This window comes from Marinomonas sp. UCMA 3892 (assembly GCF_012726345.1).
GTDB lineage: Bacteria > Pseudomonadota > Gammaproteobacteria > Pseudomonadales > Marinomonadaceae > Marinomonas.
The window spans coordinates 380,863-398,315 of record NZ_PTXN01000002.1; the positions used below are offsets into that span (position 1 = coordinate 380,863).

Genomic DNA, 17,453 nt, shown 5'->3' on the forward strand with positions numbered 1-17,453 from the left:
AACGAAACACTACATATAGTGTGTCATCTAAAAAACACACACTACATACAGTAAATATCCTTTTTTTATATTGCACTAATGGGAAGTCATTGCATGAGTACTCTCACAGTTACTAAACGTAACGGGACGACAGAAAACATCAACCTAGAAAAGATTCATAAAGTCATCGCATGGGCTGCCGAAGGGTTAGACAATGTTTCTGTTTCCCAAGTAGAGCTAAAAGCACGAATTCAGTTCTTTGAGGGTATTCGTACTACAGACATCCACGAAACGCTTATCAAGTCTGCTGCAGATTTAATCTCTGAAAGCACTCCAGATTATCAATATCTAGCAGCTCGCTTAGCTATCTTTCACCTACGCAAAAAAGCCTTTGGTGACTTCGAGCCACCTCACCTTTACAAACACGTAAAAAATCTCGTTGAACAAAAGCGTTACGACGCACAGTTGCTAGAAAAATACACTGAAGAAGATTTTAATGAGCTAAATACATTCCTTGATCACTCTCGTGATATGGATTTTTCTTATGCTGCGGTGAAACAGCTTGAAGGTAAGTACTTAGTACAAAACAGAGTAACTGGCGCAATATACGAAAGCCCTCAGTTTATCTACATACTTGTCGCTGCTTGTTTATTTGCAGAATACGACAAGAAAGAACGTTTAAATTTAATCCGCCGTTTCTATGACGCTGTATCTAAATTCAAGATTTCATTACCAACACCTATCATGTCTGGCATTCGCACACCTACTCGCCAGTTCAGCAGCTGTGTATTAATTGAATGCGGTGACTCTTTAGATTCTATCAACGCCACGTCAAGCGCTATCGTTAAATATGTTAGTCAGCGCGCTGGTATCGGTGTAAACGCGGGCGCGATTCGTGCCTTAGGCAGCCCAATTCGTGGTGGTGAAGCGTTCCACACTGGCTGTATTCCATTCTACAAACATTTCCAAACTGCCGTTAAAAGCTGTTCTCAAGGTGGTGTTCGTGGTGGTGCTGCAACTGTTTTCTACCCAATTTGGCACTTGGAAGTTGAAAGCTTACTGGTATTGAAAAACAACCGTGGTGTTGAAGAAAACCGCGTGCGTCACTTAGATTACGGTGTTCAATTTAACCGTTTAATGTATCAGCGCTTGATCAAAGGCGGCAACATTACTTTGTTCAGCCCATCTGACGTACCAGGCCTATACGATGCGTTCTTTGCTGATCAAGAAGAATTTGATCGCCTATACACTATGTATGAGCAAGATCCATCTATCCGCAAACAAACCATTAAGGCAACTGAGTTATTTACTTTGTTTGCTTCTGAACGCGCAAGCACTGGCCGCATCTACTTACAGAACGTTGACCACTGTAATACACACAGCCCATTTGACCCTAAAGTTGCGCCAGTTAAGCAAAGTAACTTGTGTTTGGAAATTGCTCTGCCAACTAAGCCACTAAACAGCATTGATGACAAAGAAGGCGAAATCGCACTTTGTACTCTATCTGCATTTAACTTAGGTGCGCTTGAAAATCTTGATGAGCTAGAAGAGCTAGCAGAGTTAATCGTACGTGCGTTGGATAGTTTGCTGGATTATCAGAACTACCCTATCCCTGCAGCACAACGCGCAACTGAATTGCGTCGTACTTTAGGTGTAGGCGTTATTAACTACGCCTACTACTTGGCGAAAAATGGCGTTAAATACTCTGACGGCAGCGCTAACGAGCTAACTCATAAAACCTTTGAGGCAATCCAATACTTCCTATTGAAAGCCTCTAACAAGCTGGCAAAAGAGTTTGGTCCTTGTTTGGCATTTAACGAAACAACTTACTCTAAAGGTATTTTGCCAATCGATTCCTACAAAAAAGAAATCGATAACATTGTATCCAATGAGTTGTTCTACGATTGGGAAACACTACGTAACGACATCGTGACTCACGGTCTACGCAACTCAACATTAACGGCCTTGATGCCATCTGAAACTTCTTCTCAGATCAGTAATGCAACCAACGGCATCGAACCTCCACGTGGTTTTGTATCTATTAAAGCCAGTAAAGATGGTATCTTGAAACAGGTTGTTCCTGAGTTTGAGCGCTTAAAAGAAAACTATGAGCTATTGTGGACTATTCCATCTAACGATGGTTATTTACAATTAGTGGGCATCATGCAGAAATTTGTTGACCAAGCTATTTCTGCTAACACCAACTATGACCCACAGAAATTTGAATCTCAAAAAGTGCCAATGAAGGTTATTTTGAAAGACCTTCTAACGGCTTATAAACTTGGTGTGAAAACACTGTATTATCACAATACTCGCGACGGTGCTGATGATAAGCAAGAAGACATGGACGATTGCGCAGGCGGTGCTTGTAAGATCTAACCTGTCAGCCATCGTACAAAGATCTTTTGCATGATCTGACAAACAAAGCCTCATAAAAAATGAGGCTTTGCTACGTTTATCGCTTTAACGAAATACTAAAATCTATTAATAACTAAGGTATCTTCTCATTGAATATACCTTACGCTTTTGAGGAATACCCTGAGACATGAGTTACTCGACTTTCAACCGTAAGCACTTCGATAGTACAAAAGAACCTATGTTCTTTGGTGAAAATGTCAACGTTGCTCGCTATGATCAGCAAAAGCATCCTATTTTTGAAAAATTGATTGAAAAGCAGCTGTCTTTCTTTTGGCGTCCGGAAGAAGTCGACCTTTCTACCGATCGTAAAGACTTTCAAAGATTGGAAGAACACGAACAACATATTTTCTTAAGCAACCTAAAGTATCAAACCCTACTCGACAGTGTGCAAGGCCGTTCGCCAAACGTTGCATTATTACCGATCGTTTCTCTACCTGAATTAGAAACTTGGATCGAAACTTGGTCGTTCAGTGAAACCATTCACAGCCGCTCTTACACACATATTATCCGTAATATTGTTAACGATCCGACCAAGATTTTTGATGATATCGTGACGAACGAAGAAATCACCAAACGTGCCGATAGCGTTTCTAAATACTATGACCGTCTAATCGAAATGGTTAATTTGTATAACACTATGGGCATGGGAACCTTTGATGTTCCAGGTAGAGGTTCAATTGAAATTTCTATGCCTAAGCTTAAAAAGGCACTTTACCTAACAATTGCCTCGGTAAACGTATTAGAAGCAATTCGTTTTTATGTGAGTTTTGCTTGTAGCTTCGCCTTTGCTGAACGCACGCTGATGGAAGGCAACGCTAAGATCATCAAATTAATCGCTCGCGATGAAGCTCTGCACTTAACAGGCACTCAACACATGTTGAACTTGATGGCTTCCGGTAAAGATGACCCAGAAATGGCCGTCATTGCCGCAGAATGCCAAGACGAAGTTCGCCAGATTTTCATTGAAGCTGCCGAGCAAGAAAAAGAATGGGCAACTTACCTATTCAAAGACGGCTCGATGATTGGCCTTAATGCTCAAATTCTAGGCCAATATGTTGAATACATTACTAATGTGCGTATGCAAGCCGTTGGGCTTGAAACATGCTTTGCCACTAAGCACAACCCAATTCCATGGATAAATGCTTGGTTGGTGAGTGACAATGTTCAAGTTGCCCCACAAGAGGCAGAAATCAGTTCCTACCTAGTGGGTCAAACTGACAACAGTTTAGATGATTCAGACTTCGATGACTTCGATCTCTAAACCCAAAGCACCCGAAAAAAAAGAGCAAGTGCATCGTGTACTTTTAGGGAAAAAACAAATTCTCGTTACTGAGGATGAGCCCTTGCTAGTACAACTTGAGCGGGCGGGTATTCATGTTGAATACCAGTGTCGTGAAGGATATTGCTCTTCTTGCTCAATAAAGCTCTTATGGGGAAATGTAATTTACCCATTTGAGCCCCTTGCATGGGTGCAAAGCGGTTATTTATTAGCATGCTGCGCGATTGTCAAAAGCGATATTGAAATTGCTTTTTTCGATTAAAAGCATGAATTGTTTAGGTTAATGTTCGGTATCCTGCGTAAATTCGGGTTACCGTCGTTATCCAACATATCACACCGAAAAAATACCCCAAGACGGCGAAGTAATTTGGTAACAAACAAATCAGTACTAAAAATACGATAGTTTCTGTCCCTTCAGCCAATCCCCCTAAAAAATACAAAGATTTACGACCATACTCCAAACGCTCAATATTTCGCTTCTCAGCCATGATGGCGAAGGCCAAAAAACTACTACCCGTCCCCATAAAAGAAAAAATTAAAAAGCTTGCGGCTAACGCATTGTCTACGGGATTCATCAAGGCAAAACCAAAAATCACCGCAGAATAAAATATGAAATCTAAAGTGATATCTAAATAGCCCCCCAAATCCGTGGGTCCCTGCACTCTTGCCACAGCACCATCTAAACCATCCATCACCCTATTTATAATCACCAACACTAACGCTAAAGAGGTATTCCCAAAGTACAAAGCAGGCAATACCATCATGCCAATTAAAAAACCAAACAAGGTAATCCAATTGGCTTTTACTCCTAACTTATCAATCACTAAAGCCGTTAAACGCAATGGGTGCTTGAGGGCTTTAATAAAAAATGTATCTAACATTCAAACAACTACCTTGATTCTATAGGGACGAAATATTCCAAGACTTGATACAATGTAAGCATACTAGTGTTAACTAACACTAATCATCTACTTAGCAGAATAATAAGGTTTTTATGATACACGCAAAACAATATGGTTCATCAGGCCCAAATCTTATTGTTATACATGGCCTATTTGGCAATGCCGACAACTGGCACTCCATCGCGCAGAACTTAGCAGAACACTTTACTGTACATTGCATCGATCTTCCTAATCACGGCAAATCAGACAGCTTACCAGACGCCAGCTACCCAAAAATGGCGGAAGCGGTGCTAGATTGGACGGAACTTAATAAGATCAACTCTTTCTACTTGCTTGGCCACTCTATGGGCGGAAAAGTTGCTATGCAAATGGCGGCAATGGCAGCAGCAGGAAAAATTGAAAAACTTATTGTCGTCGACATTGCACCTGTCGATTATCAAGCTGGCCACACTCGTATCTTAGAAGGTTTAAAAGCGATTGATGAATCACTACCCTCTTCAAGAAAAGAAGCCGACATTCTATTAAGTCAATACGAGTCAAACTTGGCAGTCAGACAATTCTTACTGAAAAATCTAGTGAGAAATGAACAAGGCTTCAAGCTAGAGCTATCTGTGAACAACATAGCCGATAGTTATTCTACTATCCTGAAAAAACCGCTTATTAAAAATGCGGTAAGTATTCCAACACTATTTATCAAAGGTGAAAACTCAGACTATATCTTGGCGGAGTATCAGGAAGCTATTTTAGCGCTCTTTCCAAACGCAAGTTTTAAGATCATATCTGGTGCTGGTCATTGGTTACATGCTGAGAAACCCTTACCCTTTACCAGTCTAGTGAAACGTTTTCTACAGTAACCACTAACACCCAGTTTCGGAGCAAAGGCCATACTTATCTTTCAAGTAAGACGGAGACGGCAACACGACACCATGTGATTTAATCAGATAAGGGTTAAAACTCACTCTCAGATTGTCGGGGTACACAGCATCCAGCAGTACCCCTTTTGTTTGCCACATGCTGATATGATTAGCCAAAATATCTAATTTCGTCTCAGTATCAGAATAAACTGCAAACAGTGATCCAGCTCGCACAAAAGCAAAAGAAGGCCCTATCATCACCCGCTGTTTATGAAATAGTAATTTCAATATGTCTTGAGCTATGCCATTTTTATATAGCTCAGTATCAACTAGTGAAAAAACCACAGCAGAACCATCTAAAACAAAATTAACCGATTTCAACACAGATAGTCGGTCTACCTCTGTTTTAATAAACTCAAATTCAAAGCCATGCTGCGCAGCCTGTTCCTGCATATCTTGCGTATCAATTAAAAGATTATCACTATAAAGTACAGCCAGAGGTTTACGATCAAACCAAATAGCTTCAAGCAAGGCCAAGCGTTTATCCAAAGGCGCGCCTGAAAACACAGCACTATTAGGAAGTCCACACTGCGGCTGAGCTTTAAGGTATTCTTCTTTACCAATGAAAATAGCCATTACAGCCCCTTCCAAGGCCGATGAACACACCTGACGAAAGCTTTCAGACCCAATTGCAACCGCCACATCTTCGCTTTTCAAAAAAGAGGCATTTTGTACGAACAAAGAACGACGCACTGGGATCATTTGCGTATTGGCAGGCAATAATTTAGAAAGCTGGAATACCAAAGAGCGTGCTGAGCTTTCCTCTATGTCGTGGACGATATAAATCGCTGCTGATGCCTTTACAGACAGAAACAACAATAAAACAATCGATAAAATCCTTTTCACTTTTCTAAGCATCCGAATTAGAAAGTGATATTTGTAAACACATAAGCAAAAGTATCTTCCGTCATATTATTATGCTTAGAAATTAACGCATTATTATCCAAACGCGTCTCTGCTCCAATCCCCATTGTCGCTTTGGAATACCCACCTAAGGATAAACGATAAGACAGCCATGTATTGAGAAGCTCGTAATTATTTCCACCTAACTCTTTTCCATACCAGTAATAGCTTTGAACTGCCCACCGTTCCGTTATAGGCAAACTACCAAAGAAAGATAACATTATAGGCGTTGTTGACTTTATAAGAGCCGCATTATCTGTTTGCGTATCTTGATAAGAATAGGTAAATCGAGTGATAGCACCTGATCGAAAACGCCAATCAAGCTCTAGTTCCATTCCATTGATATCAACATCTTCCGTTATACCCTCTTCGATTTGAGTATCTCCAGTATAGGCCGTAAATTTTTTCTGACTTAAGACCATATCTTTAATTTCATCATGATAAAATTTTATATCAAGCGATAAGCCACGACTCGGCCAATAATGATAATAGCCCACTTCATAAGAGGTAATTTTTTCCTCTTTTTCTCCATTCACCGCATACGAGGTTGGAGAACTGTCCCCATTGCCTAAAACATAATGCCACTTAAAATATTGATCTGATAAATCAGGTGTTCTTACCGCTTTGGAGATATTAAATCGCATTGACTCTTGTTCAGATAACTTATAGGTCATCCCAAATTTGGGTGACAAAAACTCCCCCCCCATTTGACTACGCTCAAACATAGCCCCTGCATTTATTATCCAACTTTCGCTGGCGCGGTACTCTACGTTAGAAGAAAGACGAAACACTTCATCACTCGCTTTACCTGATAAATAATGCTCAGAATCCGCTTCATCCCAACGATAGCCCACAGCAGAAATCAAACGCAGTTGATTGGATGCTTCCCATGTACTTTGTAGCTCAATATCTTGACGAGTTTCCAGTAGATCAACCGTTGCGGACTCATGTACTGAGACAGTACTAGAACCACCAAATAGCGCGTTATAAAATCCAGAGCTAAGTATAGCTTCATGATATTCATTTAAATCAGATTGATCATAGTAATACTGTATTTTCACTTCATGACTCGGTGAAACTTGTTTGCTATAGCTTAACTTAATATGCTCACGATCAATCAAGCGCATAGGCTTATTAATATCATAAGAACCTGCGCCATATTTCACCGGATCAACCTTATCCTTAAGACTATTAGCCCCCATATCAAGATTAAAGGTGCTGCCTGCTGTCTCTTTTTGAATAAGAACATTTCCCATCGTTGAACGATGCCCATCATGACGATCTTTATCATAAAAATCTTTATCAAAGCCATGCACTGCATTCGTCGAGGCAGACGCACGATAACTCCAGTCACCATTCAAACCACTATGCTGCCCGTATAAACGATAATCTCCGCGAGCCCCAGAATACGCAGTGATACTGTCACCCAAGGTTTCTAATGGAGATCGGGTAATGATATTCACCACAGCAAAGTAAGAGTTAATGCCATAGCTGGCCGCATTTGGTCCTCGGTTAACCTCCACACGGGCGACATCTTCAATACTTAATGGTAACGTTGCCCATTCAACTCGCGCCAGCCCCACACTATAGACAGAACGACCATTAACCAACACCTGAATACGACGATATTGATCTAGCTGAGTACCATGATAAGAGGCTTCTTTTTGGGCGGATGACTTATAAGGTGCAACTGAAAAGCCAGGTATAAACTGCAAAAGATCTTCTACATATTGCATATTTATACGTCGGATAAATTCACCGTCCAATACAGATAACGTAGAAGACACATCAACCCTAGGCTGAGACATTTTAGACGGCGTAACAACTACAGAAATATGATCGAAAAAGTCATCATAGGAACCTAAATCAGAAAAATCCCCTCTAGCAGAAGACAAATCTTCCATTTCTGCCGAAGCATTGAAACTAAAGAACAGATAAAAACTAACGCACAAAAAACGAGTTATCATTGCTACTTCGACCTATAATCATCCGCTAAATAGGTTCCTAACATTCGAACTTCTTCAGAGAAAAAACGCAACTCTTCTAACGCAGCTTGCATAGAGGAAGATTGAAAATGAGCTTCAACGTCAACATAAAACTGAGTCGCAGTGAAGTTACCATTGACCATATAACTTTCTAATTTCAACATGTTAATCCCTTGAGTAGCAAAACCGCCCATCGCTTTATACAGGGCCGCGGGGATATTTCGCACACGAAACATAAAAGAAGTGATATATGTTAAGCCATCTTCATAAATAGGCATTTTTTGCTGACGAGAAAAAACCAAAAAGCGAGTTGTATTACCCACAGTGTCGTTAAAAAAAGTTTTAAGTACATTTAGGCCATACAATTCTGCAGCCAATTCAGACGAAATAACCGCCATTCCAGGCTCATCAAACTCAGCAATATGCTTAGCAGCACCCGCAGTGTCGTACATGGCCTGGCTTTTCGCACCTAACACCTTAATATTAGCATCACATTGCGCCAACGCTTGAGGGTGACTACCAATGCGAGTAACTTGATCTAATGTCATAGAATGACGAGCAATCAAACAATGATTAACTGGTTCAAAATGCTCTTTCACCACATACAGCTGAGTGCGTTTTAATTCTCGATAAATCTCTTCCACTCGACCAGCAGTAGAGTTTTCAACGGGAATCATGGCGTAATAAGCATCACCTCGCTCCACCATCTGCAAGGCATCAACAAAGGTCGCACAATGAATGCTGGTCCAATCAGGAAAGGTATGTTTGCAAGCAAGATGCGAATAGGCTCCTGGCTCGCCTTGATAAGCAACGACTTGCATTGCATCAAGAGTAAGATGTTGATCTGGCATAGTAGAATCGATTCTGTGATATATTTCCGCTACAGTAACAAATAGACGTTACTATTTACACAAAAATGACATAACCCAATAGTCACCCAATCATTCACTAGATAAGTAGCGCATGAAAAGAATCTTCATATTAATAGTAAAAGGCTATCAGTTTTTAATTAGTCCATTATTGGGTAATAACTGTCGCTTTTACCCTAGCTGCTCACATTATATGATCCAAGCCATTGAGCGTTATGGGATTTTTAAGGGTATGTACCTTGGTTTGAAAAGATTATCTAAATGTCACCCATGGCACGAAGGTGGCATGGATCCTGTTCCCAGCTCATGCCACTGCAAGGACGGAAAAAATAGAAAAGATCAGGCTAAAAAAGAAAAAGAAAAGAATTAACTTTGTGCAGTAGTCATTTGTAACTTCAAATCACTAGCGACCAATACTGCTTGCGTCCTATTATTGATTTCTAGCTTACGAAAAATAGCCGTTATATGAGCCTTTACTGTTGCTTCAGAAATAGATAATTCATAAGCAATTTGTTTATTCAACAGACCTTCATGCAAATAACACAAAACTTTATATTGCTGAGGTGTCAGCTCAGTTACTTTGTGCTGCATTGATAAATCTGGTTTTGGTTGATCAGCAACCTCTTGTCTAAGATCATCTGGAAGCCAAATATCTCCCGCCAAAATAGCATGAATGGCCTGTACATAAGTGGCAGGCTCGCTAGTTTTGGGAATAAAGCCCAAAGCACCAGCATCAATCACTTTAGCAACCATTACACTGTCCTCACTGCCAGAAATAACTGCCACCGGCACATCAGGAAAGTCTTTACGAATTCTAATTAGTCCATACAAGTCACCGCTACCAGGCATATTTAAATCTAGTAGCAGTAAATCAAGATCATTTACGTTCGCTAAACAGTGTAACGTCGAATCTAAATCATGAGATTCGACAATTACAATTCCCTCAATTTCAGCCCGTAGTGCGCCACATAGCGCACTACGGAACAAAGGGTGATCATCCGCGATAACAAGTGAAATCACTGTGTATCCTTTTTAAATGTGTAAACGTTCACACATTTAAACGGTTTTCGATTAAATCATCAACCACACTTGGATCAGCTAATGTACTTGTATCACCCAATTGATCATGTTCGTTTGCGGCAATCTTCCTTAAAATTCGACGCATAATTTTACCTGATCGCGTTTTCGGCAAACCTTTACTTGTCCATTGAATAAGGTCTGGCGTTGCAATAGGACCAATTTCTTGACGAACAAACAGCTTTAGTGACTTAGTCAATTCTTCATCTGGAATCACACCAGCAATCGCACTGACATAAACATAAATGCCTTGTCCTTTAATATCATGAGGGAATCCCACGATAGCAGCTTCAGCGACAGAAGGATGAGCCACTAATGCGCTTTCTATTTCAGCTGTTCCAAGACGATGCCCTGAAACGTTCAATACATCATCCATACGGCCAGTAATCCAATAATGGCCATCTGCATCGCGAGATGCGCCGTCACCAGTGAAGTACATACCGTCGAAAGTACTGAAGTAAGTTTGCTCGAAACGCTCATGATCGCCATAAACAGTTCGCGCCTGGCCTGGCCAAGAATCCGTAATAACCAAACCACCTTCCACTAACACGCCTTGCTCTTCTTGCAAGACGCCTTGTGCGTCTACCAAAGCAGGTTGCACACCATACAAAGGACCAGTACATGAACCAGGTTTTACATCACCTTGAACAATACGTGGCGTCATCATCATGCCACCAGTTTCAGTTTGCCACCAAGTATCAACGATAGGACAAGAGGAATTACCAATTTCGCTGTAATACCAAGACCAAGCTTCTGGGTTGATAGGCTCACCCACACTACCTAATACTCGTAAAGAATCTCGCTTACTTGAACGCGTCGCTTCATCGCCTTTCGCCATCAAAGCTCGAATAGCCGTTGGTGCTGTGTACAGAATGGTCACGTCAAATTTATCAACCACGCGACCAATTCGACCTGAATCAGGATACGTTGGCACCCCTTCAAATAAGATGCTCGTTGTGCCATTAGCAAGTGGCCCGTAAACCATATAACTATGGCCTGTGATCCAGCCCACATCAGCGGCACACCAATAAACATCATCTGGCTTAAGATCAAATACCAATTCATGAGTTAACGAGGCATACACCAAATATCCGCCTGTTGTGTGCACCACACCTTTTGGCTTACCGGTTGAACCAGATGTATAAAGAATAAACAAAGGGTCTTCCGCGTTCATACGTTCTGCTGGACATTCAGTACTTTCGTTTTCTACTTCAACCGCCCAGTCTAAATCACGGCCTTCAAACCAAGGCACGTCTTTTTCTGTGTAACGGTAGACAATAACATTTTCAACAGTTGGACAAGCATTGTTGTCCAACGCCATATCAACATTATGTTTAAGAGGAATAGTATTACCAGCACGACGACCTTCGTCTGCGGTAATAACCAGCTTTACTTCACAATCGTTTAAACGATCGGCGATAGCATGCGCTGAAAAACCACCGAAAATAACAGAGTGAATCGCACCAATTCGAGCACACGCCAACATAGCGTAAACAGCTTGCGGAATCATTGGCATATAAATAGCAACGCGGTCGCCTTTTTTAACGCCCTGACGTTTTAACAGGTTGGCTAAACGTCCAACCTCATCGTGTAATGTTTGGTAGGTAATTGCGACTTTTTCATCGCTTTCTTTATCACCTTCACAGTAGTAAGCGACTTTATTTGCAGATTTAGCTAAGTGACGATCAATGCAGTTATAAGCCACATTTAACTCACCATCTTCAAACCACTTAATGCTAACTTCGCCTCGTTTAAAAGAGGTGTTTTTAACTTTTGTATAAGGCTTAAACCAGTCTATACGCTTCCCTTCTCGCCCCCAAAACTCATCTGGATTTTCAATCGATTCTTGATAGCGTTTTTCAAATTCTGCTTGACTCACATTGGCATTTTTTGCCGCCTCATTTGAGGTTGCGCTATATAATGACTTCATAACCCGCTCCATTGTTAAATTTGTTATTCGGATGCTGAACTACTATAACTCGCTAGAGGTTCCAATCTATTCCACTTTAGTCTTATTGCAAAAGCAAACCTAAGCGAAACGCCCCGCTTTTACGAAGAATGGCAGATGTATCTCTTGCTTTTTTGTCGGCTCCGACCAAGCCTCACGAATAATAGGTGAAGCATTTAATAAAAAATCATCTCCCAGCTCTTGTATACGCAACTGAGATGCAGACCAAGTACGAATAAAATCCAGCGTTTGCGCCACAGACCAATGACAACTTAGCTCAAATTTTGGGACGTCTATTAATTCAAAAGGAAACTTAATATCACGATATTGATTCCACAATAAACGACTTTCTGCTGGCCAATAAGTCTCAAGATGAGGCAGCACAGACTCAGCTATCGCTTTATCCTCTGTCTCACCTACTTGTAACCAGTTATATCCCCAGCAAACAAACATGCCACCAGGTTTTAATACCCGCTTTAATTCTTTCCAAAACGCCTCTAAATTAAACCAATGCAATGCATGAGCAACACATACAACATCAAAATAATGGTCAGGATAGAGCGTCTTTTCAGCTGGAAAAACCTGATAATTCACCTTCCGGTGAGGTGTCGCCGCAGTTACTTGAGATTCACTAATATCAGACGCTTCTACGCGATCAAAGTACGCAGCAAGATCAACCGAAGCTTGGCCAGTACCGCACGCACAATCCCATACAACACTTGATGCAGGTACTTGTTGGGATAGCCAATAATAAAGCTCAGCCGGGTACATAGGCCGAGTCCGTGAATAACTAGTAGAAGATTGTCCATCAAACGTACGCATAGAAACCTCTAAACCTAATGGTATTTAACCTCAACTGCTTAATTTAAGGCTTCAAGCAATTCTAGTACTATTGTCTCAGCCTATAATTTAGCTGGACAACACCCCATGTTGATGAAGTACGACACGTGCTTCATCAACCCCTTTGACACGAAACGCTTTCATTCCTAGAGCATTGGCCATATCAATATTGATCTGATTATCATCAATAAAAAGAATCTGCTCGGGAGCAACCTGCAAATTGCGAATGACGTGCTGATAAATCGCTTCATCCGGTTTTACGAAACCTACTATATGAGAAGCATAATAACTGTGAAATTTACCAGCCAGCGCCATTTCATCCATTAGTCGCGGCCAATGAGCGGCATTAGTATTGGATAAAATAGCACGATGATATTCAGGCTTTACAGATTCAACCAGCTCAAGCGCCCCAGCAAACAAGCCTCTTGGCCATGCTTTAAAAGATGCTTTGAATGTTTCTTTATCTATATTACTGCCAACTTCTTTCAGTAAGCTATCAGCAAATTGATCAAAAGTAATTTTTCCAGAATCAAATGCCGCCACAGTCGGTGATTTTAGCCACTTCAACCAGACTTCAGTCTCCTCACCTTCGGTATTCAACATAGCATGCATTTCAGAAATATCGCCTAAGTCGACTAAGACATTTCCCAAATCAAACAATACAACACGAATATTATGATCTTGTTTCATTATTTTCTCGCTTTAGACTCATCGGCAAAATTTTGCTCATCACATATCCCTCTATGACATAAAATAGCATGTTAACAGCGATTTTTACTCACTTACATCGTAAGCAATTTATTGCCGATACTGAATCGTCAACCATAAGCAATAATTAGCCCATATGTGTATAAAAAAAGAAAGGAAATACCAAGGATAAAATAAAGACCATACATATCAATAAGATATATATTTGGCATGATTATCGCTATAGGTTATGTAACCAACCCCATCAATAGGAGAAAAATAATATGAAATTGGGCTTTGTTACTAAAACTATTCTTACGAGTGCAACCGCTGCTGCGATTGCTTTATCAGCATCCAGTGTATCTGCTGCAGATAACCGCAATTACATCTTAGCAACCGCATCGACAGGGGGCACTTATTACCCTGTGGGTGTCGCTATCGCTACCTTAAGCAAAGTAAAGCTAGAACCTAAGTTTGGCCTATCAGTTTCAGCTATCAGCTCAGCAGGCTCAGGCGAAAACATCAAACTTTTACGTGAAAACCAAGCTCAATTCGCTATTTTACAAGGTCTTTACGGTGCTTGGGCTTGGGACGGTGAAGGCCCATTCGAAAGCTCTGGCAAACAAACTGAGTTACGCTCTGTTTCCATGCTTTGGCAAAACGTAGAACATTTTGTTCTAAAAACAGACCTAACTAAAACTGGCACTATGTCGGATCTAAAAGGTCTCGAAGGAACCAACCATAAATTTTCCATCGGCACTAAAAACTCTGGAACCGAAGGTTCTGGCCGTCAGCAATTGAAAGGGCTAAACATTGATCCTGATAAATTCGCTTTAGCTTATATGGGCTACGGTGCAAGTGCCGACGCAATGCAAAATGGCAATATCGACGGCATGAACACTCCTGCAGGCGTTCCTGTCAGTGCGGTAACTAGACTTTACGCATCTATGGGTGACAAGGTCAAAGTATTAGACTTTACTGACGAGCAAATTAAGGAAGCAAATGGTAACTACGAGCTATGGACCCGCTACGTCATTCCAGCTAACACTTACCCAGGCCAAACAAAAGACATCAATACGGTGGCTCAGCCTAACTTCCTTGCAACACGCGCTGACTTATCAGAAGACGACGTCTATGAGCTAACCAAATCACTTTATGAAAACTTAGCGTATTTAAGTGCCATTCATAAAGCGACATCCGTGATGTCTCTTGAGAAAGCCATTGCAGGTCTTCCTGTTCCACTGCATCCAGGTGCCGCTCGTTACTACCGTGAACGCGGTATTAATATCCCAGCTCGCCTGATCGCTAAATAACATCATTCACTATTGTTCTAGCGCCGTACACTAGTGCGGCGCGCCTTTTACGCCTTTGCTCAATCCGTTTTTTGCACACATAAAGGTAGCTTGTCTATGACTGCTTCATCGCAACCAACCGCACCTCAAGACATCAATCTTGAAGATTTTGAAACCAAACATCGCTCTGGCCCTTGGCTAAACCGTTTTGTATTTGCCCTTTCGGTTTTCTTGGCAGTTGCCCACATTTACATTAATACGATAGCCACACTTCCAGAACTTTGGGTCTCTGCGTTTCATTTTGCTGGATTCGGTATCTTGTGTGCCTTGTTGATCCCAGCGAATCCTAAATGGCAAGACAGTAAAATCGCTCTATTTTTTGATGGGGCTATTGTACTCGCCCTAATCGGAATGGTGCTCTACATTGTCTTTTTTGAAGATGCGCTATACGCCCGCGGCGTAACTTTCAACACCTCAGACTGGATAGTATCCAGCGTTGCTGTTTTACTATCTCTTGAACTGATTCGCCGTACCAGTGGTTGGTTTATTCCCTTTCTCATTATCGTTGCACTAACCTACGTTGTACTCTGGGGAAGCTGGCTCGCTGGTATGTTTAACTTCCCCGGACTTAGCCTTGAAACCCTTTTGTATCGCAGTTTTTTTAGCACAGATGGCATGTTTGGCTCCATTTCTAGAATCTCATGGAGCTTTGTCTTCATGTTTATTTTATTCGGCGCCTTTTTAGTAAAATCCGGTGCAGGTGATTTTATTATTGATCTGTCACGCTCGCTTGCTAGCAAAATGATAGGTGGCCCCGGTTTTGTGGCGGTATTAGGTTCTGGCTTAATGGGTTCTGTTTCTGGCTCGTCAGTAGCCAACACTGTATCGACTGGTGTTATCACCATTCCACTGATGCGCAGAGCGGGCTTTCCAGCGCGTTTTGCTGCTGGCGTCGAAGCTGCAGCTTCTACCGGTGGGCAATTGATGCCGCCAGTTATGGGTGCTGGGGCTTTTATTATGGCTTCTTATACACAAGTTTCTTACGTCACCATTATTAGTGTGGCTGCCATTCCAGCGCTTCTTTATTTCCTGTCCGTTGGTTTCTTCGTACGTGTCGAAGCAAAACGCAGTAAAGTTATCGCGACAGAAAGCGATGATGCCGTCAATATTTCACAAGTCCTTAAAGATGGCTGGCATCATATTGTGCCGCTTGGGGTTTTAGTAACCTTGTTAGTACAAGGTTTTACACCAACATACGCTGCGGGTATTAGTATTTTGGCGGTTATTGCTGCCTCCTTCCTTTCTAGCAAGCATAGAATGGGGCCGGCTGCGGTTATCGATGCGATGGCTCAAGGCGCGAAAAACATGTCTACCACTGCGGTTCTACTGGTAGGTATTGGCTTAGTAGTTAACGTAATTAGCACCACTGGCGTTGGTAATACTTTCTCTTTGTTAATAACCAATTGGGCCGGTGGTAGTCTGTTCTTTACCATTATTCTCGTTGCAATTGCGTCTTTAATTTTAGGTATGGGCTTGCCAGTAACGGCGTCTTACATCGTGTTAGGAACGCTATCGGCTCCAGCTCTATTTAATCTCATCGCAGAAAGCCAGCTCTTGGATATGATGTCTTCTGGTAGTTTGCCTGAAGCCGCAAGCGCAGTATTCATGCTGGTCGATCCTTCTGCTATTGCTTCTTTAGCGCAAGGCATGCCAATGGAACAAGCTCAAGCTTTATTGGCACAAGTTCCTAACGATTTCAAAAGCATGTTGATGGATCAAGCCTTAGGTGCTCAGAGCGTCGCGATGATTTTGGTAACAGCACACATGATCATCTTTTGGCTTTCACAAGACAGTAACGTGACTCCACCTGTATGTTTAACCGCTTTCGCTGCCGCCGCTATTGCTAAAACACCGCCGATGCTAACCGGTCTGACTGCATGGAAACTAGCAAAAGGTTTGTACATTGTTCCACTATTAATGGCTTACACTCCATTAATAGGCGGTGATACAGAAACACTATTGCGTCTGTCTTTCTTTGCTATATTTGGTATGTATGCCTTAGTTGGAGCTATGGAGGGTTACTTAGAAGATAAGCTATCGATCTTTTCACGATTCATTGCTTTAGCCGCTTCGTTGATGATGCTATGGCCACATTTAGCGCTTTGGGTTAATTGTATTGGCCTCGCTATTTTCTTGGTACTCTTCGTCATAGGTAACAAGTCTTATAAGAAAAGTATGTAAGTGATCACGCATCACAATATTGAAATAATAGTTAATCTCTTAACGCAATAATAGCTAAATGAAAAAGGCGTCTCTTCTTATGAAAAGACGCCTTTTTATGTTTCATCACTCAGTTTTAA

The 17,453-nt window shown here is 41.5% G+C and carries 15 protein-coding genes; 7 read left to right on the top strand and 8 right to left on the bottom strand.

Annotation, left to right across the window (positions count from 1 at the left end):
- The first annotated feature begins 93 nt into the window (after positions 1–93).
- From nrdA to yfaE, 3 genes are all read left to right on the top strand, one after another.
- Complete coding sequence (gene nrdA / locus B6N13_RS04655) at positions 94–2,358, top strand: class 1a ribonucleoside-diphosphate reductase subunit alpha (RefSeq protein WP_012070678.1); 2,265 nt, start codon at positions 94–96, stop codon at positions 2,356–2,358.
- Between the two features lie 166 nt (positions 2,359–2,524).
- On the top strand, positions 2,525–3,658 hold the full coding sequence (nrdB, locus tag B6N13_RS04660) for a class Ia ribonucleoside-diphosphate reductase subunit beta (protein ID WP_012070679.1): 1,134 nt from the start codon (positions 2,525–2,527) through the stop codon (positions 3,656–3,658).
- The gene (gene yfaE / locus B6N13_RS04665) at positions 3,642–3,938 is read left to right on the top strand and encodes a class I ribonucleotide reductase maintenance protein YfaE (protein ID WP_012070680.1); all 297 of its coding nucleotides are present in this window, start codon (positions 3,642–3,644) and stop codon (positions 3,936–3,938) included. The genes nrdB and yfaE overlap by 17 nt, the downstream gene beginning before the upstream one ends.
- Positions 3,939–3,951: 13 nt before the next feature.
- On the opposite strand, the gene B6N13_RS04670 is transcribed toward yfaE, so the two are convergent.
- Positions 3,952–4,557 (bottom strand): CDP-alcohol phosphatidyltransferase family protein, encoded by a 606-nt coding sequence (locus tag B6N13_RS04670; protein WP_012070681.1) that lies wholly within the window; start codon positions 4,555–4,557, stop codon positions 3,952–3,954.
- Between the two features lie 113 nt (positions 4,558–4,670).
- Between B6N13_RS04670 and B6N13_RS04675 the strand changes: the two genes are divergently transcribed.
- Positions 4,671–5,432, top strand: coding sequence for an alpha/beta fold hydrolase (locus B6N13_RS04675; RefSeq protein ID WP_169458635.1), 762 nt, complete (start codon positions 4,671–4,673; stop codon positions 5,430–5,432).
- Positions 5,433–5,435: 3 nt separating this feature from the next.
- On the opposite strand, the gene B6N13_RS04680 is transcribed toward B6N13_RS04675, so the two are convergent.
- Genes B6N13_RS04680 through B6N13_RS04690 form a run of 3 tightly spaced genes read right to left on the bottom strand, consistent with a single transcriptional unit; the run spans position 5,436 to position 9,231 of the window.
- On the bottom strand, positions 5,436–6,338 hold the full coding sequence (locus B6N13_RS04680; RefSeq protein WP_348981522.1) for a hypothetical protein: 903 nt from the start codon (positions 6,336–6,338) through the stop codon (positions 5,436–5,438).
- A gap of 17 nt (positions 6,339–6,355) precedes the next feature.
- Positions 6,356–8,362 (bottom strand): TonB-dependent receptor, encoded by a 2,007-nt coding sequence (locus B6N13_RS04685; protein WP_169458636.1) that lies wholly within the window; start codon positions 8,360–8,362, stop codon positions 6,356–6,358.
- 2 nt (positions 8,363–8,364) lie between these two features.
- Positions 8,365–9,231, bottom strand: a complete 867-nt coding sequence (locus B6N13_RS04690) for a prephenate dehydratase (RefSeq protein WP_169458637.1) — start codon at positions 9,229–9,231, stop codon at positions 8,365–8,367.
- Between the two features lie 112 nt (positions 9,232–9,343).
- On the opposite strand from B6N13_RS04690, the gene yidD reads away from it, so the two are divergent.
- Positions 9,344–9,619 (top strand): membrane protein insertion efficiency factor YidD, encoded by a 276-nt coding sequence (gene yidD / locus B6N13_RS04695; RefSeq protein WP_169458638.1) that lies wholly within the window; start codon positions 9,344–9,346, stop codon positions 9,617–9,619.
- Here the strand turns inward: yidD and B6N13_RS23650 are convergent.
- The 4 genes from B6N13_RS23650 to B6N13_RS04715 form a co-directional block, all read right to left on the bottom strand.
- Positions 9,616–10,269 (bottom strand): response regulator transcription factor, encoded by a 654-nt coding sequence (locus tag B6N13_RS23650; RefSeq protein ID WP_169458639.1) that lies wholly within the window; start codon positions 10,267–10,269, stop codon positions 9,616–9,618. The two genes, yidD and B6N13_RS23650, sit on opposite strands and share 4 nt — an antisense overlap.
- Before the next feature lie 28 nt (positions 10,270–10,297).
- A complete protein-coding gene (acs, locus tag B6N13_RS04705) occupies positions 10,298–12,256 on the bottom strand; it encodes an acetate--CoA ligase (RefSeq protein WP_012070688.1) in 1,959 nt (652 codons plus the stop codon).
- Positions 12,257–12,355: 99 nt separating this feature from the next.
- The gene (locus tag B6N13_RS04710; protein WP_169458640.1) at positions 12,356–13,096 is read right to left on the bottom strand and encodes a class I SAM-dependent methyltransferase; all 741 of its coding nucleotides are present in this window, start codon (positions 13,094–13,096) and stop codon (positions 12,356–12,358) included.
- 87 nt (positions 13,097–13,183) lie between these two features.
- Complete coding sequence (locus B6N13_RS04715; RefSeq protein WP_169458641.1) at positions 13,184–13,804, bottom strand: HAD family phosphatase; 621 nt, start codon at positions 13,802–13,804, stop codon at positions 13,184–13,186.
- Between the two features lie 281 nt (positions 13,805–14,085).
- Here B6N13_RS04715 and B6N13_RS04720 point away from each other — a divergent pair, with 281 nt between their 5' ends.
- A complete protein-coding gene (locus B6N13_RS04720; RefSeq protein WP_012070691.1) occupies positions 14,086–15,114 on the top strand; it encodes a TAXI family TRAP transporter solute-binding subunit in 1,029 nt (342 codons plus the stop codon).
- A gap of 96 nt (positions 15,115–15,210) precedes the next feature.
- A complete protein-coding gene (locus B6N13_RS04725; protein ID WP_012070692.1) occupies positions 15,211–17,334 on the top strand; it encodes a TRAP transporter permease in 2,124 nt (707 codons plus the stop codon).
- Positions 17,335–17,453 lie beyond the last annotated feature (119 nt).